General features: G+C 68.3%; 18 protein-coding genes. 13 read left to right on the top strand and 5 right to left on the bottom strand.

Annotated features, from left to right (window positions below):
• From C664_RS05010 to C664_RS05025, 4 genes are all read left to right on the top strand, one after another.
• Nucleotides 1-495 (top strand): DUF4401 domain-containing protein (locus C664_RS05010; RefSeq protein WP_004254256.1); only part of this gene is annotated, 495 nt, incomplete at its 5' end.
• Nucleotides 492-1,001, top strand: coding sequence for a GDYXXLXY domain-containing protein (locus C664_RS05015; protein WP_004254260.1), 510 nt, complete (start codon nt 492-494; stop codon nt 999-1,001). The genes C664_RS05010 and C664_RS05015, both read left to right, overlap by 4 nt.
• Nucleotides 1,002-1,149: 148 nt before the next feature.
• The gene (locus C664_RS05020; protein WP_038011005.1) at nt 1,150-2,274 is read left to right on the top strand and encodes an efflux RND transporter periplasmic adaptor subunit; all 1,125 of its coding nucleotides are present in this window, start codon (nt 1,150-1,152) and stop codon (nt 2,272-2,274) included.
• A 46-nt stretch (nt 2,275-2,320) separates the two neighbouring features.
• Nucleotides 2,321-5,398, top strand: a complete 3,078-nt coding sequence (locus C664_RS05025) for an efflux RND transporter permease subunit (RefSeq protein WP_004254265.1) — start codon at nt 2,321-2,323, stop codon at nt 5,396-5,398.
• Between the two features lie 17 nt (nt 5,399-5,415).
• On the opposite strand, the gene C664_RS05030 is transcribed toward C664_RS05025, so the two are convergent.
• Together C664_RS05030 and miaA are read right to left on the bottom strand one after the other, a co-directional pair.
• Nucleotides 5,416-5,961, bottom strand: a complete 546-nt coding sequence (locus C664_RS05030; RefSeq protein ID WP_004254267.1) for a DUF1415 domain-containing protein — start codon at nt 5,959-5,961, stop codon at nt 5,416-5,418.
• Nucleotides 5,962-6,002: 41 nt separating this feature from the next.
• Complete coding sequence (gene miaA, locus C664_RS05035) at nt 6,003-6,980, bottom strand: tRNA (adenosine(37)-N6)-dimethylallyltransferase MiaA (RefSeq protein WP_004254269.1); 978 nt, start codon at nt 6,978-6,980, stop codon at nt 6,003-6,005.
• A 170-nt stretch (nt 6,981-7,150) separates the two neighbouring features.
• On the opposite strand from miaA, the gene C664_RS05040 reads away from it, so the two are divergent.
• Nucleotides 7,151-7,987, top strand: coding sequence for a DNA ligase (locus tag C664_RS05040; protein ID WP_004254273.1), 837 nt, complete (start codon nt 7,151-7,153; stop codon nt 7,985-7,987).
• 60 nt (nt 7,988-8,047) lie between these two features.
• Here C664_RS05040 and C664_RS05045 read toward each other — a convergent pair whose 3' ends face one another.
• Nucleotides 8,048-9,784, bottom strand: coding sequence for a sensor domain-containing diguanylate cyclase (locus C664_RS05045; RefSeq protein WP_004254278.1), 1,737 nt, complete (start codon nt 9,782-9,784; stop codon nt 8,048-8,050).
• Nucleotides 9,785-9,974: 190 nt separating this feature from the next.
• On the opposite strand from C664_RS05045, the gene C664_RS05050 reads away from it, so the two are divergent.
• On the top strand, nt 9,975-10,553 hold the full coding sequence (locus C664_RS05050) for a YqaA family protein (protein WP_004254283.1): 579 nt from the start codon (nt 9,975-9,977) through the stop codon (nt 10,551-10,553).
• A 19-nt stretch (nt 10,554-10,572) separates the two neighbouring features.
• On the opposite strand, the gene mutL is transcribed toward C664_RS05050, so the two are convergent.
• On the bottom strand, nt 10,573-12,420 hold the full coding sequence (gene mutL / locus C664_RS05055) for a DNA mismatch repair endonuclease MutL (RefSeq protein ID WP_004254287.1): 1,848 nt from the start codon (nt 12,418-12,420) through the stop codon (nt 10,573-10,575).
• 102 nt (nt 12,421-12,522) lie between these two features.
• Here mutL and C664_RS05060 point away from each other — a divergent pair, with 102 nt between their 5' ends.
• The 6 genes from C664_RS05060 (at nt 12,523) to C664_RS05085 (ending at nt 18,421) form a co-directional block, all read left to right on the top strand.
• Complete coding sequence (locus C664_RS05060) at nt 12,523-13,284, top strand: hypothetical protein (RefSeq protein WP_004254289.1); 762 nt, start codon at nt 12,523-12,525, stop codon at nt 13,282-13,284.
• Between the two features lie 32 nt (nt 13,285-13,316).
• Complete coding sequence (purN, locus tag C664_RS05065) at nt 13,317-13,958, top strand: phosphoribosylglycinamide formyltransferase (RefSeq protein ID WP_004254293.1); 642 nt, start codon at nt 13,317-13,319, stop codon at nt 13,956-13,958.
• A 12-nt stretch (nt 13,959-13,970) separates the two neighbouring features.
• Nucleotides 13,971-15,173 (top strand): DUF3108 domain-containing protein, encoded by a 1,203-nt coding sequence (locus tag C664_RS05070; RefSeq protein ID WP_004254295.1) that lies wholly within the window; start codon nt 13,971-13,973, stop codon nt 15,171-15,173.
• 7 nt (nt 15,174-15,180) lie between these two features.
• Nucleotides 15,181-16,482, top strand: a complete 1,302-nt coding sequence (locus C664_RS05075; RefSeq protein WP_004254298.1) for an RsmB/NOP family class I SAM-dependent RNA methyltransferase — start codon at nt 15,181-15,183, stop codon at nt 16,480-16,482.
• Nucleotides 16,475-17,068, top strand: a complete 594-nt coding sequence (locus C664_RS05080; RefSeq protein WP_157353970.1) for a phospholipase D family nuclease — start codon at nt 16,475-16,477, stop codon at nt 17,066-17,068. The genes C664_RS05075 and C664_RS05080 overlap by 8 nt, the downstream gene beginning before the upstream one ends.
• Before the next feature lie 183 nt (nt 17,069-17,251).
• Nucleotides 17,252-18,421: a DesA family fatty acid desaturase gene (locus C664_RS05085; RefSeq protein ID WP_004254304.1), complete on the top strand. Its 1,170-nt coding sequence runs from the start codon at nt 17,252-17,254 to the stop codon at nt 18,419-18,421.
• Between the two features lie 34 nt (nt 18,422-18,455).
• On the opposite strand, the gene C664_RS05090 is transcribed toward C664_RS05085, so the two are convergent.
• The gene (locus tag C664_RS05090) at nt 18,456-19,346 is read right to left on the bottom strand and encodes a LysR substrate-binding domain-containing protein (protein ID WP_038011011.1); all 891 of its coding nucleotides are present in this window, start codon (nt 19,344-19,346) and stop codon (nt 18,456-18,458) included.
• Between the two features lie 200 nt (nt 19,347-19,546).
• Here C664_RS05090 and C664_RS05095 point away from each other — a divergent pair, with 200 nt between their 5' ends.
• Nucleotides 19,547-21,019, top strand: coding sequence for an MFS transporter (locus C664_RS05095; protein ID WP_004254309.1), 1,473 nt, complete (start codon nt 19,547-19,549; stop codon nt 21,017-21,019).
• Nucleotides 21,020-21,065: the final 46 nt, after the last annotated feature.

Here is a 21,065-nt window from a genome sequence, read left to right on the forward strand (position 1 = left end):
CCGCGCGGCGGGCTGCTGGGTGCGCTGACGCTGGCGGCCGGCGTGGCGGCGCTGGCCCTGCCGGCCATCCTGAGGCTGGCGCGGGGCGATGCCTGGGCGGCGGCCTTCGTCGGCCATGCGGGCTTTGCCGGCGGCATGGCCTGGCTGGCGCCGGGTGCCGGGCTGGTGCTGGTCGCCCTGGGCGCGTATCTGTTGCGGGGCGCGTCACAACGCGCGCGCGTGACGGGCGTGGTGGTGGCGCTGTTGTGGGGGCTGGTGTTCCATGCCGCGCCGGGGCTGATCGTGGCCGCGACCGTCTTCCTTGCCGCATTCCAGGCCAGCCAGCGCACGCTTGCCGCGTTCGCGCTGCTGGCGGCGGTGCTGTACGTGGGCGAGTTCTACTACCTGCTGGATGTCAGCCTGCTGCACAAGTCGGGCCTGCTGGCGCTGGGCGGTGCGGTCCTGCTGGCCGTGCGCGGCGGATTGCGTCGCTTGAATCCGGGAGACGAGTCATGAAGTCGGCGAGCTACGTTCGTGCGGCCATCCTCGCGGCGCTCGCGCTGGTGCTGGGGGTGGCGTTGAAGGCAATCCACGACAGGGAACAGACGCTGACGCACGGGCAGGTCGTGCTGCTGCAGCTCGCGCCGGTCGATCCGCGCTCGCTGATGCAGGGCGACTACATGGCGCTGCGCTTTGCGATCGACAATGAGTTGCCTGCGCGGGACGGGACACGACCGTCGCCGCCGGCGCGCTATGCGGTGCTGGCGCTCGACGCGCAGGATCGTGCACGACTGACGGGCGTGTCCGACACGCCGCCCGCCGGAGAGGTCGTGGCGATGCGCATCCGGCAGCGGGACGGGCGCCCGACGATCGGACCGAATGCCTTCTTCTTCCAGGAGGGCACGGCAGACCGCTACGAGGCGGCGCGCTGGGGCGAGTTCCGTGTCGCGCCCGATGGCAGTGCGCTGCTGACGCATCTGCGCGACGCCGAATTGAACCGGCTGGGCGAGCAGCTGCGCTGAGAGGAAGGGCGCTGAAATCCCTCGCACCGAATCCGATTATCGCCGCTTGATGAACTCGCGGCCCGCATGCGCTGTCAGCCCTCAGCGCCGTCCCGCCACCCTGTGTGACAATCGCGGGGTTTCCCTTTCGTAGCCCAAACGGATCGCCATGTCCTCTCGTCGTCCCCTTGTTGTCGCCCTGTGTGTCGTTGGCCTTGCCGGTCTGGCGGCGTTTGCCTGGTATGCCAACCAGCCTGGTAGCCGCAATGGGGTGTCCCAGTCGGCAGGTGCGCCGCAGCAGGCGGGCGCGGGCGGTGGCCAGAATGCCCCGGTTCCGGTGGAGGTGGCGCTCGTGGCCGCGCGCGCGATGGCGGACGATGTGACGGCGGTGGGCTCCTTGGTGTCCAACGAGTCGGTGGTGCTGCGACCCGAGGTGGCGGGGCGAATCTCGCGCATCGCATTTCGCGACGGCGACGCGGTGAAGCGCGGCGAAGTCCTGGTGGAGCTGGATGCCGCCGTACAGCGCGCCGAGCTGCAGCAGGCGCGTGCCAACCTGACGCTGGCCGAAGCCAATTTCCGCCGCACGGAAGACCTGTTCGCGCGCAAGTTCGTCAGCCAGAGCAGTCGCGACAACGCCCGCGCCGAACTGGAGCTGGCGCGGGCCGGCGTGGCGCTGGCGCAGGCGCGGCTGGAGCGCACGCAGATCCGCGCGCCCTTTGCCGGTGTGGTCGGCATCCGCAGCGTGAGTCCGGGCGACTACGTGAAGGACGGCGATGCGCTGATCAACCTGGAGGACATCGCCACGCTGAAGGTCGATTTCCGCCTGCCCGAGCTGTACCTCGACCGTGTGAAGCCGGGGCAGTCGCTCGAACTGGCCAGCGACGTGCTGCCGGGGGAGACCTTCGCCGCGCGCGTCGATGCGATCGACCCGCTGGTGGATGCACAGGGCCGTGCGGTACGCCTGCGCGCCAGCCTGCCCAATCCCGACGGCCGCTTGCGGCCGGGCGTGTTCGCCCGCGTACGCCTGATCCTCGCCGAGCGGTCCGATGTGTTGGTGGTGCCCGAGGCGGCGCTGGTGCCTGCGCCGGGCAACGTGCAGTTTGTTTACCGCGTGGCGGACGGCAGGGCGGAGCGGGTGAACGTGACGACCGGCGTGCGGCGCGAGGCGGTGGTCGAGATCGCCAGCGGGCTTGCCGCGGGCGAACAGGTGGTGACGGCCGGCCAGCTCAAGCTGCGCGACGGTGCGCCGGTGAAGGTGCTGCAGGCACTGCAGAACACCGCGGCGGCGCGCTGAGCGCCGGGTCACGGGTCACAGTCACGGGCCACAGGAAACCGCGAAGATGGTCATCTCCGAAATCTGCATCAAGCGCCCGGTGTTCGCCACCGTGCTGTCACTGCTCGTGCTGCTGGTGGGGCTGATGTCCTACTCGCGGCTGACGGTGCGCGAGTATCCCAACATCGACGAGCCGGTGGTGACCGTCGATACCACCTATACCGGCGCCAGCGCCGAGATCATCGAGTCGCAGGTGACGAAGCCGCTGGAGGATTCGCTGGCCGGCATCGAGGGCGTGGACGTGCTGTCCTCGATCAGCCGCTCCGAGCGCAGCCAGATCACCATCCGCTTCCGGGTCGAGCGCGACGCCGACAGTGCTGCGGCCGACGTGCGCGACCGGGTGTCGCGCGTGCGGCGCCGGCTGCCGGATGACGTGGACGAACCGGTGATCGCCAAGGTCGAGGCCGACGCCAACCCGATCATCTGGGTCGCCTTCTCGTCCGACCGCCATTCGCCACTGGAGATGAGCGATTTCGCCAGCCGCATCATCAAGCCCAGGCTGCAGACCCTGCCGGGCGCGGCCGATGCGCGGGTGTTCGGCGAGCGTCGCTATTCGATGCGGATCTGGCTCGACCGCGACCGCTTGGCGGCTTTCGGCCTTACCGTGCAGGAGATCGAGAACGCGATCCGCGGCCAGAACGTCGAGCTGCCCGCTGGCCGCATCGAAAGCAGTCAGCGCGAATTCGCGGTGGTGGCACGCACCGATCTGGCCCAGGTGGACGAATTCGAGGCCGTGGTGGTGCGTCAGCCGGCCAACGCCGCCGACTATCCGGTGCGCATCCGCGACATCGGCCGCGTCGAGGTGGCGCCCGAGAACGAGCGCACGTCGGTGCGCTTCATGGGCAGGCCCTCCATCTCGATCGGTCTCATCAAGCAGGCAACCGCGAACCCGCTGGACCTCAAGCGCGGGCTCGACGAGATGTTGCCGCGGCTCGAGAGCGAGTTGCCCGAGGGCATGTCGATGACCATCGCCAACGACTCCACGGTGTTCATCGAGCGCTCCATCGACGCGGTGTTCGCCACGATCTGGGAAGCGGTGCTGCTGGTGGCGGGCGTGTGCCTGTTCTTCCTGCGCAACTGGCGGGCGATGCTGGTGCCGCTGGTGACGATCCCGGTGTCGCTGGTGGGCGCGTTCACGCTGATGTTCGCGTTCGGCTTCTCGATCAACACGCTGACGCTGCTGGCCCTGGTGCTGGCGATCGGCCTGGTGGTCGATGACGCGATCGTGGTGCTGGAGAACATCTACCGCCACATCGAGGAGGGCATGGAGCCGGTGGCCGCGGCCTTCAAGGGGGCCAAGGAGATCGGCTTTGCGGTGGTGGCGATGACGATCACGCTGGCGGCAGTGTATGCGCCGGTGGCCTTCATGACTGGACGCACCGGCAAGCTGTTCACCGAGTTCGCGCTGACGCTGGCCGGTGCGGTGATCGTGTCCGGCTTCGTGGCGCTGACGCTGTCGCCGATGATGTGCTCGAAGCTGCTGCGCCACGAGCCCAAGCACGGCCCGATCTACAACGGCATCGAGCGCTTCCTGGACTGGATGACCGAGGGCTACCGCGGCGTGCTGGCCGCATCGCTCAAGGCACGCTGGCTGGTGATGCTGGTGTTCGCGCTCGTGGCCGGGTCGTCGGTGCTGCTGATGGGGCAGTTGAAGACCGAACTTGCGCCGCAGGAGGACCGCGGCCGCGTGATCGGCATCTTCAGCGGCCCGGAAGGGGCAACCATCGACTACATGGGGCGCTATGCGCGCGAGATCGAGGAAGTCTATGCCAGCCTGCCCGAGGTGGACCGGTATCTGGTCATCGCCGGCAACCCGACGGTGTCGCAGGGGATCTCCTTCGTCGGCTTCACCGATTGGGCAGAGCGCGAGCGCGGCGCGGCGCAGATCGCGGGCGAGCTCGGGCCGAAGCTGAGGGCGATTCCGGGCGTCAACGCCTTCCCGGTGATGCCGGCGGCCTTCGGTCAGAGCCCGCGCTCGCGGCCATTGAGCTTCGTGGTGTCGACCTCGGAGTCCTACGACGAACTGGCGCGCTACACCGAGATGATCCTCGAGGAAATGCGCAACAACCCGGGCTTCATCTCGCCCGACACCGACCTCAAGCTGACCCTGCCGGAACTCTCCGTCGAGGTCGATCGCGACCGCGCGGCCGACCTCGGTGTGCCGGTCGACGTCATCGGCCGCACGCTCGAGACCATGCTCGGCGGCCGCCAGGTCACGCGCTACAAGCAGGACGCCGAGCAGTACGACGTGATCGTGCAGGTCGCCGCCGCCAGCCGGGCCGATCCGCGCGACATCCGCGACATCTTCGTGCGCGCCCGCAACGGCGAGATGGTGCCGCTGGCCAACGTGGTGAAGGTGAGCGAGGCGGTGGCGCCGCGCGAGCTGAACCACTTCGGCCAGCGCCGCTCCGTGACGATCTCGGCCAACCTTGCGCCCAACTACGCGCTGGGCGAAGCCCTGCAGTGGATGGACCAGACCGCGGCGCGCATCCTGCCCCCAGGCTACGCGACCGACTACGACGGCCAGTCGCGCGAGTTCCGTACCAGCTCGGCAAGCCTGGTGCTGGTGTTCGTGCTGGCGCTGGCCTTCATCTACCTGGTGCTGGCGGCGCAGTTCGAGAGCTTCCGCGACCCCTTCATCATCATGCTGACGGTGCCGCTGTCGATGACCGGCGCGCTCGGTGCCCTGTGGCTGACCGGCGGCACCCTCAACGTCTACAGCCAGATCGGCCTGGTGACACTGGTCGGCCTGATCACCAAGCACGGCATCCTGATCGTGGAGTTTGCCAACCAGCTGCGCGAGCAGGGGCGCGAGCTGCTGGAGGCGGTGATCGAGGCTTCGGTGCTGCGCCTGCGGCCGATTCTGATGACGACCGGCGCCATGGTGCTGGGCTCGGTGCCGCTGGCGCTGGCCACCGGCGCGGGCGCCGAGAGCCGGCAGCAGATCGGCTGGGTGATCGTGGGCGGCCTGCTGCTCGGGACCTTCTTCACGCTGTTCGTGGTGCCGACGGTGTATTCGCTGCTGGCCCGCCGGGAGCGCGAGGCGGTCGAGCCGGCGGTGAAGGTGGAGGGCGCGGGCGCCTGAACGCGCCGGCCCCCGATTCAGCCGAACAGGTAGGGGAAGAGCTTGCGCTTCTCATCCCCGGTCAGCGCCTCCATGCGCTTGATGTTGCGCTCGGGGATGCCCTCGACGTCCGGGTAGTGTTCGATCGCCTGTTCGAGGCTCTCCTCGCGGATGATGTGCAGCAGCGGCCACGGTGAGCGGTTGGTCAGGTTGCCCGGCTCATCGGCTTCGGTGTCGGCGAACTGGTACTGCGGATGGAAGCTGGCCACCTGCAGCTCGCCTTCCCAGCCGAACTGCTCCACCCACAGGTCGACCGCGTCGAGGAAGTCGTTGTAGTCCTCGAAGTTCTCGAGCATGTCGGGGATCGCCAGCAGGGTTGTTTCCAGCTCATCGACCGGCGTGTCGGACAGCCGCTCGAGTTCGGCCTGCAGGTCGTTGAGCAGCGTTTCCTCGTCGGTCGCATGGCTAATGGCGATGCGTACCCGCCTCTCGCGCCGCGGCTTGGCGGCGAAGGGACAGAGGTTGAGGCCGATGACGACTTCGTCCAGCCACTGGTTGATGTCGTCGATGATCTGCTGGTCCATGTGCGTGATTCCTTGCGGGTGATGTGTAGAGGGGCGGGCGCCTATCGGCCCAGCACGCTGAGCGCTGCGCGACCGACCGCGTCGGCGAGATCGGGGCGCAGGCAGTCGAGTTCGACGAAGCCCGGCCAGGTCTCGCGGAACTGCCGTTGCCAGGTGAGCTGGCGCTTGGCGAGCTGGCGCGTGGCGGCAATGCCCTTGAAGCGCAGTTCGTCGTAGCCGATGTCGCCGTCGAGGTATTCCCAGGCCTGACGGTAGCCGACACAGCGCATCGAGGGCATGTCCGGTGTCAGGCCGTAGTTGCGGCGCAACTGGCGGACTTCGTCGATGAAGCCGGCGTGCAGCATGGCGTCGAAGCGTTCGGCGATACGCGCGTGCAGTACGCCGCGATCGGCGGGCGCAATCGCGATCGGCAGCAGGCGGCAGGGCAGTGCGTCGTCTTCCTTGCGGGCGTAGCTCTCGGCCAGGGGCCGGCCGGTGAAGCGCACGATTTCGAGCGCGCGCTGGATGCGCTGGGCGTCGGCGGGCTCGAGGCGTGCGGCGGCGTCGGGGTCGAGCCGGGCGAGTTCGGCGTGCAGCGCCGGCCAGCCGCGCGCGGCGGCGTCCTCGTCGATGGCGCGACGCAACTCGGCGTCGGCGGGCGGCAGGTCCGACAACCCGTCGCGCAGGGCCTTGAAGTACAGCATGGTGCCGCCGGCCAGCAGCGGAATGTGGCCGCGGGCGGTGATCTCGGCCATCAGGCGTGATGCATCGGCACGAAAGCGTGCCGCCGAGTAGGCCTCTTCCGGCGACACGATGTCGATCAGGTGGTGCGGGCAGCTCGCCCGTTCCTCGGCGCTCGGTTTGGCCGTGCCGATGTCCATGTCGCGATACACGAGCGCGGAGTCGACGCTGATGATCTCGATCGGCAGCGCCCGGGCAAGTGCCAGCGCGCACGCGGTCTTGCCGCTGGCGGTGGGGCCCATCAGCAGCAGGGCGGGAGGCAGGGAGGGCAGGGTGTCGGTCACGGCTCGGGTGTTCATTGCAGGCGCCGCGGATTATCCGCTTTCCAGTGCAGAAAGGGGCGGGGGCGGGCAGACGGATCTGCCACAGAAGTCTATGCGGATATGCAAAATGGATTACCATGCGCGCTCTGTTGCCACCGCACACGCCCTGAATGAAGCGCCTTCAACGCTCTCCCGCGCGTCGCCGCATGTTGCGCGCCATCCTGTGCGCAGGGCTCCTGTCCCTGCGTCGCGGCATCGCCAGCGAGGATGTTCCGCCCGCTGCGATGCTCGCCGGTCGCTGGCGCGAAGGGCTCGATCCGGCCGCTTACTGGGTCAGTGAGAAGCTCGACGGCGTGCGCGCCTGCTGGGACGGGCAGCGCCTGCGTTTTCGCAGCGGTCGGCCGATTCCGGCGCCGGGCTGGTTCATCGCGGCCCTGCCTGACGTACCGCTCGATGGCGAGCTGTGGCTGGGGCGCGGACGCTTCGAGGCCGTGTCGGGGCTCGTGCGGCGCGAGGCGGTGGACGAGACGGGCTGGCGTTCGGTGCGCTACATGGTGTTCGATACCCCGGGCGCCGCGGGGAGCTTCGACGAACGCCTGACACGCCTGCGCGGCATCGTCGAGCGCGCCGGGCTGCCGTGGCTGCAGGTCGTGCCGCAGTTCCGCGTGGTCGATGCCGCCGCGCTCGCGGCAACGCTCGACGCGGTCCTTGCGGCAGGTGGCGAAGGGCTGATGCTGCACCGTGCCGATGCGCCCTGGGAGAACGGTCGCAGCGAGGCCTTGCTCAAGCTGACACCCTTCCTCGATGCAGAAGCCCGCGTCGTCGGGCATCTGCCCGGGCGCGGCAAGTACGCAGGCATGGTGGGCGCGCTCGAGGTGGAGACGCCGGACGGCCGGCGCTTTCGTATCGGCTCCGGCCTGAGCGATGCGGACCGGCGTGCTCCGCCCCCGTTCGGCAGTGAGGTGACCTATCGCTACCGCGAACTCACCGGCGGCGGATTGCCACGCTTTCCGGTGTTCGTGCGAATCCGCAAGGTGCCGTGAGCCGTCCATCCGACGCATGAGCACTGTCGGGCGTGCAGCAAACCAGGGTGCGTATGGTCGTCAAGCTTGTCCGCTGCCATGATGTTTGTCCGCATACATGGCACGGTCGGCGTTCTTCAGCAGCCCCTCGGCCTCGTCGCCGTCCTCGGGGAACAGGGCTGCGCCCACCGCGCCGCCGCTCGTCACCGGACTTTGGGGGCTGCCGATGGATTCCAGGGGCGCGCGCAGGCTTTGCTCGATGTGGCTGCGTACGGTCATCAGGTCGCTGCGATCGTCCACCGGGTCGAGGAGGATGACGAACTCGTCCCCGGCGTAGCGGGCGACGAGATCGTTTTCGCGCACCTGGCGCGACAGGCGCCGGCCGATCTCCTGCAAGGCGCGGTCGCCGGCGTCGTGGCCGTAGGTGTCATTGATCGCCTTGAAGCCGTTGAGGTCGATGAACAGCACGCCCAGGCCGTGCTTGCGGCGATCCGTGCGTGCGGCCTCGAGGCGGCGGCGCAACTGGTCCATGAATGCCTCGCGGTTGGCGAGTCCGGTCAGGCGGTCGGTGCGCAGCCGGTTCTGCATGGTCTCGAAGCTGCGGGCCAGTGCGCCGATCTCGTCGCGACGCTCGATGCCGACCGGTGCGTCGAGTTCGCCGTCGCCCACGCGCCGGGCGGCCTCGGACAGGCGGCGCAGGTCGTCCGACACCCAGCTCAGGATGCTGAGCCCGATGAAGATCGCGAACAGCACGGCCAGCGTCGCAAGGACGATGGTGCGGCTGACGTTCTCGCGCACGCCGCCGAGGAAGTCGCTGGCGGGCATCGCGACCACCATGACCCAGTCGAGCCCGGCCTCGTCGCGGATGCGGTCGAACGCCGCGTGCACGAGGCTGCCGTCGGCCGCATGGAAGTCGAAGACCCGCGGCAGATCCTTGTCGTCGCGGGCGGCGATGCGCCCCTGCACGGTGTCGTAGGCGGCCTTTAGCAGGGCATGGTCGCTGCGGCCGGCGTTGAGGCGACCGCTGCTGCCGTCGGGTAGGGTGACGACGTTGCGGCTGGCCGACGAGGCGATGAGGTTGCCGTCCGGTTCGATGATGAAGGCGACGCCATTCGGGGACACCTTCAGGCGTCCGACGAAGTCGTTGAGGGCCTTCAGCGAGACGTCGGTGGCGACGACGCCATCGAAGGTGCCTGCGGCCGTGTGGACCTGGCGCGCGCGCGTGGCCACGAGCTGGCGGGTGCCGAAGTCGATGTAGACCGAGGTCCAGGTGTGGCCGTTGTTGCGCTTGCCGTCGGCGTACCAGGGGCGCGTGCGCGGGTCGAACAGATTGGCCTCGCGACGCTGGAACTGCAGCGGGCCGTCGATGCCGGTGAAGGTGTAGATCGCCCGGTGCTCGTCCGGTCGTAGCTTCATGCGCAACTCGACCTCGTCGGCGGTATGCCTGAACAGTCCGAGACCCTGGCCGGCTTCGTTGCCGAAATAGACGTAGTTGTTCGGGTCGGTGTGCAGCGTGGTGGCGACCCAGAACCGGCTGCGGATCTCATGGAAGTCGGATTCGAGGGACGGGGGGGCCGGCACGCCGGTCGGGAAGGCCGTTTCGAGGACGGCGCTCGAGCCGACGATGTGGCGGTCGACCGCCTGCGCGATGCGCCCGACGGTCTCCAGCAGCAGGTGTGAGGATACCGTCGCGACGGCCTGGCTGCCCGCCGAGTAGGACAGCATGCCGATGGCGATCGCCAGGCCGATGACGAGCACCACGTAGGGAACGATCAGGACCAGTCGTAGGGAAAAGGGCTTGAAGAGGCGGATCGGCATGGCGGCTGGCGCGGCAGTGCCCCGAAAAAGCGGGCGATTGGCTCGAGCGCTCGATTCTGGGCACTACGCAGGCATTGCGCAACCCGTTTCGCATGTAGGCAGGGAATGCATCGCAGGCCGGGCTGCACGGGTATCATTGCGCCCTCGCGCCGATGGGGCGCGATTTCGAATGTTGCAGGAAACCCCTGACGTGAAGATCTTCTCTCCGCTGTACGAGCGCGCAATGCGCTGGTCGCGCCATCCGCGCGCGCCCTGGTTTCTGGGCGGGATGAGTTTCGCCGAGTCCTCGTTCTTTCCGATTCCACCCGATGTGATGCTGGCGCCGATGAGCCTGGCGAATCCGCGACGGGCGTGGTGGTTCGCGCTGTTGACGACGCTGACCTCGGTGGCGGGCGGCCTGTTCGGCTACCTGATCGGCTATTTCGCCTTCGACGCGATCGAGCCCTGGCTGCGTGGCTCGAACTACTGGGGCGCCTACGAACAGGCGGTGGCGTGGTTCGACGCCTGGGGCTTCTGGGCGATCTTCATCGCCGGCTTCTCGCCGATCCCCTACAAGGTTTTCACGATTGCGGCCGGTGTGGCGTCGATGGCGCTGCTGCCGTTCACCCTCGCGTCCTTCGTCGGGCGCGGCGCGCGCTTCTTTCTCGTCGCCGGCCTGATGGCCTGGGGCGGCGCGCGCATGGAGGGCATGCTGCGCATCTACGTGGACCGCCTCGGCTGGGCAACGGTGGGGCTGGTTGTGCTCGGGGCCTTGATCTACAAGCTCTGACCCGGGCTGCGCGGCGAGATCACTGGCCGCGCATGAAGAAGCGGTCGAGGTCGGCCATCGTGAGCTGCGTCCAGGTCGGGCGGCCGTGGTTGCACTGGTCGGCGCGCTCGGTGGCTTCCATGTCGCGCAGCAGCGCGTTCATTTCGGGAAGGGTCAGCTGACGGTTGGCGCGCACGGCGCCATGGCAGGCCATGGTGGCGAGCAGTTCGTTGCGGCGCGCGGTGACCACGTCGGACGCCGGGAATTCGCGCAGTTCCTCGAGCAGCTTGCGCATCAGCTCGGCCACCGGCGCGCTGGCAAGCAGGGCCGGCACGCTGCGCACCGCCAGTTCCTCCGGCCCCGCCGCGCTCACGTCGAAGCCCATGCCGGCGAGCACGTCGGCACATTCTTCTGCGGCCGCCATGTCCTTGGGGCCGACGGAAAACACCGCGGGGATCAGCAGGCGCTGCACCGCAGGCCGGCCGTCGAGCACGGTCTTGAGCTTCTCGTACAGGATGCGCTCGTGCGCGGCGTGCATGTCCACCAGCACGAGACCCGCACGGTTCTGCGCCAGGATGTAGACGCCGTGCAGTTGCGCAAGGGCGAAGCCGAGCGGCGGTGCCCCGTCGCCATCGGGTAGCGGCCGGGCAGCGGCCATCGGGGGGGCGGCGCCGGTGAGCGGAGCCTGCGCGCCGGCGGCAAAGTCCAGGTAGGCGCGGCTGGCCGAGTCCATGGCGAGCTGGCCCTGCTGCGGGGGCATGCCAGCCCAGGTGCGCGTGCCGGGAGGGGTGGGCGACATCGCGTTCGGGTGCCCGCCGGCAAGGGGGTAGCGGGCGGTGTTGGCGGCGATGCCGAAGCCCGCGCCTGCCGCGGGTTGGGCGGCGGCGGGTTCGGCCTCGATGCGCCCGGCGCCCGATTCGGCCAGCACGCGCTTGAGGGCGTGATAGACGAACTGGTGCACGGCGCGCGACTCGCGGAAGCGCACCTCGATCTTGGCCGGATGCACGTTCACATCCACGCCGGCCGGATCGAGCTCGAGGAACAGCACGTAGGCCGGATGGCGGCTGCCATGCAGGATGTCGGTGTAGGCCTCGCGCACCGCATGGGTCAGCAGCTTGTCGCGCACGAAGCGGCCATTGACGAAGAAGAACTGCGCATCCCGGCTGGCGCGCGAGTAGGCCGGCAGCGAGGCGAAGCCGGTGAGGCGCAGCACGCCGCCCTCGGCCGAGACCTCGCGCGCATGCTGCAGGAAGTCGTCGCCCATCAGGGCCGCGACCCGCGCCGCCGGGCTGCCTGGCGGCAGGCGGTGGATGACGCGGCCGTTGTGCGAGAGCTGCAGGCCGATGTCGGGGCGGGCCAGCGCCACGCGGCGGAACATGTCGTCGCAGTGGGCGTACTCCGTGCCTTCGGTCTTGAGGAACTTGCGCCGCGCCGGGGTGTTGTAGTACAGGTCGGCGACGTCGACCACCGTGCCCTGGTCCAGTGCCGCCGGTGCCAGGCTGCGGTCGCTGCCGTCGATGCGCCAGGCGTGGCTGGCGCCGGCGGCGCGGCTGGTGATCGAGGTGCGCGCGACCGCCGCGATGGCGGCCAGCGCCTCGCCGCGAAAACCCATCGTGCCAACGTGCTCGAGGTCGTCGAGCGTGGCGATCTTGCTCGTCGCGTGGCGTTCGAGCGCCAGCGCGAGGTCGTCGCGCTCGATGCCGCAGCCGTCGTCCGCGACGCGGATGCGGCGCACGCCGCCTTGCTCCAGTTGCACCTCGATGGCGCGCGAGCCGGCGTCGACCGCGTTCTCCAGCACTTCCTTGAGTACCGAGGCCGGGCGCTCGACGACCTCGCCGGCGGCGATCTGGTTGACCAGCAGGTCGGACAGGCGATGAATGACGGACATGGGCGGCAGGCAGCGGTCGGGAAGGGCGCGATTATACGTTGCGGGCCTGTTGCGTTTGCGGCGGGGGGCTTCCGGTATGATGCGGGCACAGCACCCGCGGGGATGATGCGCATGGGCAAGACTTCACTCGCGTCGAAGGTCGATCGCCACGCCCTGGCGTGGCGGTGCGCCGGGCTGGTCGTGGCAACCAGCGTGGCGCTGGCCGGCTGCTCCGCCCCCGGCACGGCGCCGAATGCGACGCGCGAGCGGGGTTTCGATCCGCGGCAGCTGATCAAGACGGACATCAACCGTGTGGCCGAGACGCACCAGCAGCACATCTTCGCCAGCCTGCGCCGCCTGGCCGACAAGCTCTACAAGCGCAATCCGCGTGAATGGCGCAAGGCCGGTGCGCCGAGTGCCGAAGCGGCGATCTCGCGCATCTTCGACGAACAGCACCGCTGGCGTTTCGAATCGCTCGGCAACCGGCGCGATCTCGACGCGCTGCACGTCGCCCTGCACCCCGAATTCCGCGGCGACCGTGTCCAGGCGCTGATCGTCGGGCTGGGGAGCATGGTCCAGTCGGCCTTCGGCGATCGCGAAGTTTTTTACCTTCTGGATGATCTCGAGCCTCAGCACCTCTACAATGCGGCCCGCAACGTCGAGATCGCAGCCTGGAAGCTGGCGTCGGCCCGTGATGGGCAGGGACAGCCGCTGTTGCTGTCGAACGAGCTCGGCGAATCGTCCAACCTCAGCTTCGAGCGGGAGTTCGGCCGCATCGTCGGCCTGCTCGATGCGCTGTCCGACGTGGTCGAGGACGAGACCGAACGCACGGTGACGCGCGTTGTCCAGAACCTGACCACCGCGGTTTTTCTGCCCGTGTACTGAATGTGCCCGGGCGTTTCAGTCGAATTTTCCAGATGAAGTCCATCGTCATTCTCGTTTCCGGCCGCGGCAGCAACATGCAGGCCATTGTCGACGCCGCCATTCCCGGTGCGCGCATCGCCGCGGTGATCAGCAACCGTCCCGACGCCAGCGGGCTGGCGTTTGCCGCCGAGCGCGGCATCGAGACCGCCGTGGTCGATCACAAGGCCTATGCCGATCGTGCCGCCTTCGACCAGGCGCTGGCCGGATGCATCGACGGCTACCGGCCCGACCTGGTCGTGCTCGCCGGCTTCATGCGTGTGCTGACCGACGATTTCGTGCGGCGCTACGAAGGCCGCCTGATCAACATCCATCCCTCGCTGCTGCCGTCCTTTCCCGGCCTGCACACCCACCGCCGCGCGCTGGAGGCTGGCGTGCGCGTGCATGGCGCGACCGTGCATTTCGTGACGGCGACGCTCGACTGCGGCCCGATCATCGTCCAGGCGGTGGTGCCGGTGTTGCCCGGCGACGATGAGGCGCGCCTGGCGGCGCGCGTGCTGGCGCAGGAGCACCGCATCTATCCACAGGCCGTGCGCTGGTTCGTCGATGGTCGCTTGAGTGTGGACGGGCAGGGGCGTGTTCACCTTGCGGGCGAAGGCGACCACGCCATGGGCTTTACCGTGCCTGCGCTGGATTGAGGAGCGGGCGCGGTGATCGACCGTTACGGCCTGGCCGCGCTTGGCATTTCGCTGGTGGCGCATGTCGCGCTGCTGGGCGGGGCCGAGCTGAGCGTGTCGCCGACGGTCGAGCCCGAGTTGCCCGAGCCATTCATGCAGGCGCGCCTGATCGTGCCCCCTCCACCTCCGGTTGTGCCGCCGGTGGCGCTTGCCGAGGCGCCCGCGCCCAGCGCGCCGCCGCCCGTGGCGCCGGCACCGAAGCCCGAGTCCAGGCCCGCAGCCAGGCCCGCGCCGAAGCCGGCGAGTCGTCCGGCGCCTGCGACCAGGGTGCAGTCCGAACCCGTGCAGGTGGCGCTGGCCGCGCCCGCGGTCGAGGCAGCGCCCACGAGGGCCGATCTGCCCACGCCGGCCGAGCTGGTGCCGCCCGTGCCGCAACTCGATCCCTTGGCCGGTGCGGCCTTCGACGTGGCGGATGCGGACGGCTGGCCGCGCGAGGGGCGCATCGTCTATCGGGTGATGATGGGCGACAAGGGCTTCGAGGTCGGGCAGGCGACCCATCAGTGGTCGCACGATACCCGGCGCTACGACATGCGTGTCGAGCTGAAGACCACCGGCGTGGCGGCGCTGATGCGCAGCTTCCATTACACGCAGCGCAGCGAAGGCGAGGTGGGCGACCGCGGCCTGCGCCCCCTGCGCTTCACCGTGGAACAACGCGGCCGTGCATCGGATGTGGTGGATTTCGACTGGGCCGTCGGCCAGGCGACCATCCGCCGAGGCAACCGGGAGCCGCGCACGGCGCGCATCCTGCCGGGCGACCAGGATGTGCTGAGCCTGTGGCATCAGGTCGGCATCGTCGGCGCCGGCGGTCTGCCGGCGACGCTGACGGTGCTGACCAACAAGAGCGCCAAGCCGGCCTTGCTCGAGGTGGTGGGGCCGGAAGGGCTGCGCCTGCCCATCGGCCGGCTCGATACGCTGCGGCTGCGCGCACAGGCCGAGGATGGCAGCCTGACCATCGACATCTGGCTGGCCAGCCGCTACGGCATGCTGCCGGTGCGCATCCGCATCGCGGATGATGAGGGCGAGGTGCTCGACCAGCAGGCCATCCAGTTGCGTCTGACGCCAGCGGGCGAGCCGACGAAGAACGCCGAAGGCGACGAGGTGGGCGGCGTTGCGCTCACCGAACAGATCGAATTGAAGGAAGAGGTCGAGCCGATGGCCGATCTCTACAGGAACTGACACCGATATGAAAAAGACCGAGAAGACCGAGAAGACCCCCGAAGGCGCTGTCTCGCGCGCCCTGTTCATCCAGGCCACCCAGGCCCTCGGCACCGTGCTCGCCTTCGAGTTTCCAGCCGATGCAGTGCTGTCGCGGCATTTCCGCGACAACCGCGAACTGGGCCATCGTGACCGCGGCTTCATCGCCGAAACGGTCTACGCGGTGCTGCGCCGGCTGCGCTGGCTGCGCCGTCTCGCGGGCGACAAGGCGACGCCGCGCGAGCTGCTGCTGGCCTGGTTCGCCCGCGGCGAAGGCTGGCCGATGCGCAACTTCGAAGGGCTGGCCTCGGCGACCGAGCGCGAGTGGATCGAGAAGCTCAAGGCCGTGAGCCTGGGCGAGGCGACGCTGGCTGAGCGCGCCGACCTGCCCGACTGGCTGGCCGAGCGCCTGCTGCGCAGTTTCGACGAGGAGGGCGTGCTGGCGCTGGCGCAGGGGCTCAACCGGCCTGCGCCGCTCGACCTGCGCGCCAACGTGCTCAAGATCGACCGCGACACGCTGCTTGCGCGCCTGCGCGAGGATCTCATCGGGGCCGAGCCGGGCGCGCTGTCACCGCAGGCGGTGCGCCTGGCGGGCAAGCCGGCGCTGCAGAAGCATCCGCTCTTCCTCGACGGCAGTTTCGAAGTGCAGGACGAGGGTAGCCAGCTGCTCGGCCTGCTGGTGCAGCCCAAGCGCGGCGAACTGGTGGTGGATTTCTGCGCCGGCGCTGGCGGCAAGACGCTGCAGCTGGGCGCGATGATGCGCTCGACGGGCCGCCTGTACGCCTTCGACGTGTCGGAGAAGCGCCTGGCCAAGCTCAAGCCGCGCATGGCACGCGCCGGCCTGTCGAACGTGCATCCGGTGCTGATCGCGCACGAGAACGACGCGAAGGTGAAGCGCCTCGCCGGCAAGGCCGACCGCGTGCTGGTCGATGCGCCGTGCACCGGCCTCGGCACGCTGCGCCGCAACCCGGACCTGAAGTGGCGCCAGTCGCCCGCCGCGGTCGATGAAATGGTCGCCAAGCAGGGTGCGATCCTCGCTGCCGCGGCGCGCCTCGTGCGTCCCGGCGGTCGCCTCGTGTATGCGACCTGCAGCCTGCTCGCGGAGGAAAACGATGCGGTGGTCGATGCCTTCCTCGCCGCCCATCCGGCGTTCCGCCCGGTGTCGGCGCAAGAGGTGCTGGACAAGCAGGGCGTGACGCTCGCGACTGGTGAGCGCCTGCGCCTGCTGCCTCATGTCCACGATACGGACGGCTTCTTCGCAGCGGTGATGGAGCGGGTTGCCGGTGCCTGATCGCTGCAGCCGGGGCAGGCTGCGGCGGATTGCATTGATTGCCGCGCTGTGTGCGGCCCTGCCGGCGGCCTGGCCGCTCGAGGCCTCGCAACGCTTCGCCGGCCGGGGGCAGGTCGAGGTTGCCTTCACGCCGCGCGACGATGTCGAGTCGCTGCTCGTCGGCGTGATCGGCCAGGCACGGCGCAGCCTGCACGTGCAGGCCTATGCCTTCACCAACCGCCGCATCGCCGATGCGATGGTCAAGGCGCATCGGCGCGGCGTCGACGTGCAGGTGCTGGCGGACGAGCGCATGAACCGGCGCGAGAAGGGCAATGCCCTGCCGCGCCTGCTGGCGGCGGGCGTGCCGGTGGCGCTGGAGACCAAGTACAACGCGGCCCACAACAAGGTGCTGATCGTCGATGCGGACGGACCGGGCTGCGCCGTGGTCACGGGTTCGTTCAACTTCACCTGGTCGGCACAGAACCGGAACTCGGAGAACGTGCTGATCCTGCGCGACCATTGCGAGGTCGCACGCGCGTATCGCGAGAACTGGCTGCAGCACCGTCGCGATGCAGTCGCGGTGAGCGCATTGCCGCTCAGGCCGTGAATCGGCCGCTGCGGAACGCGCGGCGCCCGGGCAGGTCTGAGTTCGACTGCCGCAAACCGTCTCGCCAGGCGACGACTGGACCTTGCGGTATCGCCAGCCGGCACAAGGGAAATCCCTCGGCCTGGCGTTCCGCGCTTCACGTAGAATCGCCGAGCTCACTGTTTTTCAAGGATATTCATCCGCATGTATACCGGGTTGTTCGATCTTCCCTGGTGGGGCTACGTCGTCGTGGCCCTGGTCCTGACCCACATCACCATCGCCTCGGTGACGATCTTCCTGCATCGACATCAGGCACATCGGGCACTGGAACTGCATCCCATCCCGAGTCACTTCTTCCGCTTCTGGCTGTGGCTGACCACCGGCATGGTCACCAAGGAGTGGGCGGCCATCCACCGCAAGCACCACGCCAAGTGCGAAACGCCCGAGGATCCGCACAGCCCGCAGACGCGCGGCATCCGCAAGGTGCTGTGGGAAGGCGCCGAGCTCTACCGCGCCGAGGCGAAGAACCAGGAGACGCTGCAGCGCTACGGCCATGGCACGCCGGACGACTGGCTGGAGCGCAATGTCTATCGACGCTCGGTGCTGGGTGTGTCGATCATGCTCATCATCGACCTGATCGCCTTCGGTGCGGTGGGCCTGACGATCTGGGCGGTGCAGATGGTGTGGATCCCGTTCTGGGCAGCCGGCGTCATCAATGGCATCGGGCACTACTGGGGTTATCGCAACTACGACTGCGTGGACGCGTCGCGCAACGTCTCGCCGTGGGGCATCCTCATCGGCGGCGAGGAACTGCACAACAATCATCACAGCTTCGCCACCTCGGCCAAGCTGTCGTCCAAGTGGTACGAGTTCGACATCGGCTGGATGTACATCCGCATCCTCGAGCTGCTGGGGCTGGCGAAGGCGAAGAAGGTGATTCCGACGCCGCGCTTCGGCGAGGCCAAGCACGTGCCCGATTTCGACACCCTGCAGGCGATCGTAACCCACCGCTACGACGTGATGACGCGCTACATGCGCTCGCTGAAGCGCGTCTGCGCCGACGAGATCGAGCGCCTGAAATCCACGCACGGCGTACGCTTCGATGCCCGTGCGCTGAAGCGCTGGGTGCTCTCTGGCGAGGACCGTGGTCTGGCCGAGGAGCAGCGGCAGCAGTTGCAGGTGGTGCTCAAGGAGAGCGCAGCGCTGAGCACCGTGATGACCATGCGCGAGGAGCTGGCGGCGATCTGGGCGCGTTCGAACGCGACGCGCGAGCAATTGCTGGCCCAGTTGCACGACTGGATCGCACGTGCAGAGCAGAGCGGCATCCAGCAGTTGCAGGAGTTTTCTCAGCGCCTGCGCCGCTACGCCGTCTGACGCGGCCGTCGCAGGCGTCAGGGCCTGTTCCGGGTCACGGCGCGAGGTAGCGCGAGAACAGTGTCGCCATGGGCTTCGCTGCACTCGACAGCGGCACGCCACGCAGCCGCAGCAGGCCGAAGCTCATCGGCGGCGGCAGGGGTGTGACGTTGATGCGCTCGATGCCGTGACCGACGAGGCGGTCCTCGAACAGCTTGGCTGGACCGATGCCGATGCAGTCGGTGCGCTGCATCAGTTCGAGCATCAGCATTGTCGAGGCGCAGCGGATCATGTTCCGGGGTGGGGCGAGTCCCTGCAGCTTCACCCAGGCGAGCAGGGCATGCCCGAGACTGCCCGGACTCAGGTTGATCACCCATTTCGCGTCGCTCAGCTCGGCCCAGGTCCTTGCAGCAGCCAGCGGGTGGCCGACGCGCCCGGCGAGCACGGCTTCGGCGGGGCCCAGCGGTTCAAAGGCGATCTCGTAGGGCAGGTCCGCAGGGTCGGCGACGGCAATCGCAAAGTCGAGTCTGCCCTCGATCAGATCGGGCAACACCTGGGTCAGCAGCCCTTCGGTGAGATGCACCTCGGTGTCGGGCCGCAAGCGCTCGTATTCGCGCAGTACCCGTGGCAGCACCAGTGCCCCGACCATGGGCGTGACGGCAATGACCACCCGTGACCCGGGGCCGCCATGCAGCTGGCGCACTTCCTCCACCGCCTTGTCCAGGATCGACAGGGCCAGCCGGGCGCGGCTGAGCAGCACCGAACCGGCGGCGGTGAATTCGATGCCCTTGTAGCTGCGGGTCAGGAGCGGTGCGCCGACATCTTCCTCAAGCTCGCGCAAGGCCTTGGTGAGGGCGCTCTGGCTCAGGTTCATCTCCCGCGCGGCAGCACGGATCGAGCTGGATTCCGCCACATGTACCAGTGCTCGAAGTTGATGGTCTTTCATGGGGCCGCCCCGTGTCCGTGTTGGCGTCTTGCTGGCGCAACGTATCGCCTTCCGGGCGCGGTTTCAACTGATTCGCACGTCCGTCTGGGGTGATTCCGGATGGTCGTCACCACGGAAAACGCAATGCCTTATTTTCTGTAGGGGAATCTCTAGGATGAGGGCGTAGACATTGTTCAACCCGCTTCCTTCAGGAGATTGCCATGACAGCTATTGCGGGTACGGCCTCCAGTACCACCTACCAGGGTACTGACAAATTACTTTACGGCATCATTCTGGGCGTCATCGCCTTCTGGCTCTTTGCCCAGACCACCCTCAACATTGCGCCGGACATGCAGCGCGACCTGGGTCTGGATGCCAGCATGATGAACATTGCGGTCGCTATCACCGCCCTGTTCTCCGGCATCTTCATCGTGGTCATGGGCGGCCTGGCCGACCGCGTCGGCCGGCTGAAGATCGTCCGCATCGGCTTCTACCTCAATATCGTCGGCTCGCTGCTGATCGCCATTGCGCCCGAGGGCAGTCTGGCGACCGCCTTCCTGCTAGTCGGGCGTGCGCTGCAGGGCGTCTCCGCCGCATGCATCATGCCTGCCAGTCTCGCCCTGGTGAAGGCGTACTGGGATGGCCCGGCACGCCAGCGCGCGGTAAGTCTCTGGTCGATCGGCTCGTGGGGTGGTTCGGGCGTCTGTTCGCTGTTCGGCGGCTTGGTCACGCAGAATTTCGGCTGGCGCTACATCTTCTTCGCCTCGATCGTCGTGTCCGTGATCGGTCTGCTGATGCTCAAGGGTACGCCGGAGAGCAAGGCCGAAACCCGGGGCAGCTACAAGTTCGACCTGGCGGGCGTGCTGACCTTCATGATCGCCATGGTGGCCCTGCAGATCCTCGTCACCCAGGGTAACAAGATGGGCTGGACCAGCCCGATGAGCCTGGGCCTGATCGCCGCCGTGATCGTCTTTGGTGCGATGTTCTTCCGCATCGAGAGCTCGATCGGCCAGCCCTTCGTCGATTTCAAGCTGTTCCGCAACCCGACCTACACCGGCGCCACGATTTCCAACTTCTTGCTCAACGGCGTCGCCGGCACCCTGCTGGTTTCGCTGCAACTGGTACAGCTCGGCGGCGACATGAGCGCCCAGCAAGCCGGCACGCTCACGCTCGGCTATGCGATTGCGATCATCGCCTTCATCCGCGTCGGCGAGAAGCTGCTGCAGCGCTTCGGTGCCCGCCGTCCGATGATCTGGGGCTGCCTCATCACCGGTCTCGCGATCGTGCTGCTGTCCCCGGCCAATCTGCTGGTCGGCGACTACAAGATCATGGCCATGATCGGCTACGCCCTGTTCGGTGTGGGCCTGGCCTTCTACGCCACCCCTTCCACCGACGCCGCCTTGTCGAGCCTTCCGGCCGATCAGTCGGGCTCGGGTTCCGGGATCTACAAGATGGCCTCGTCGCTCGGTGCGGCCTTCGGCGTGGCGATCTCTGCCGCGATCTTCACCGCGCTCAGCGCCAACCCCGAGAGTGTTGCCTGGCTCGAAGGCGTGACCACCTTCCAGGGCCGTCAGGACAACCTGGCGGTGCGCGAGGCCGCGATCATCGCCCTGATGTTCAACGTCTTCATGGTGGTGGTGGCGATCCTGTCGATCATGCTCACCGTGCCGAAGGCCCGCGCCAAGAAAGCCTGACGCGGCACACGACACACCGTTCTGTGCGCCCCGTGTTCGCGACGGT

Source organism: Thauera sp. 63, assembly GCF_000310165.2.
Taxonomy (GTDB): Bacteria; Pseudomonadota; Gammaproteobacteria; order Burkholderiales; family Rhodocyclaceae; genus Thauera; species Thauera humireducens.

Coding starts and splice junctions, on each gene's coding strand:
- C664_RS05015 (WP_004254260.1), top strand. CDS start 492: ATGAAGTCGGCGAGCTACGTTCGTGCGGCCATCCTCGCGGCGCTCGCG.
- C664_RS05020 (WP_038011005.1), top strand. CDS start 1,150: ATGTCCTCTCGTCGTCCCCTTGTTGTCGCCCTGTGTGTCGTTGGCCTT.
- C664_RS05025 (WP_004254265.1), top strand. CDS start 2,321: ATGGTCATCTCCGAAATCTGCATCAAGCGCCCGGTGTTCGCCACCGTG.
- C664_RS05030 (WP_004254267.1), bottom strand. CDS start 5,961: ATGGACCAGCAGATCATCGACGACATCAACCAGTGGCTGGACGAAGTC.
- miaA (WP_004254269.1), bottom strand. CDS start 6,980: ATGAACACCCGAGCCGTGACCGACACCCTGCCCTCCCTGCCTCCCGCC.
- C664_RS05040 (WP_004254273.1), top strand. CDS start 7,151: ATGTTGCGCGCCATCCTGTGCGCAGGGCTCCTGTCCCTGCGTCGCGGC.
- C664_RS05045 (WP_004254278.1), bottom strand. CDS start 9,784: ATGCCGATCCGCCTCTTCAAGCCCTTTTCCCTACGACTGGTCCTGATC.
- mutL (WP_004254287.1), bottom strand. CDS start 12,420: ATGTCCGTCATTCATCGCCTGTCCGACCTGCTGGTCAACCAGATCGCC.
- C664_RS05060 (WP_004254289.1), top strand. CDS start 12,523: ATGATGCGCATGGGCAAGACTTCACTCGCGTCGAAGGTCGATCGCCAC.
- purN (WP_004254293.1), top strand. CDS start 13,317: ATGAAGTCCATCGTCATTCTCGTTTCCGGCCGCGGCAGCAACATGCAG.
- C664_RS05075 (WP_004254298.1), top strand. CDS start 15,181: ATGAAAAAGACCGAGAAGACCGAGAAGACCCCCGAAGGCGCTGTCTCG.
- C664_RS05085 (WP_004254304.1), top strand. CDS start 17,252: ATGTATACCGGGTTGTTCGATCTTCCCTGGTGGGGCTACGTCGTCGTG.
- C664_RS05090 (WP_038011011.1), bottom strand. CDS start 19,346: ATGAAAGACCATCAACTTCGAGCACTGGTACATGTGGCGGAATCCAGC.
- C664_RS05095 (WP_004254309.1), top strand. CDS start 19,547: ATGACAGCTATTGCGGGTACGGCCTCCAGTACCACCTACCAGGGTACT.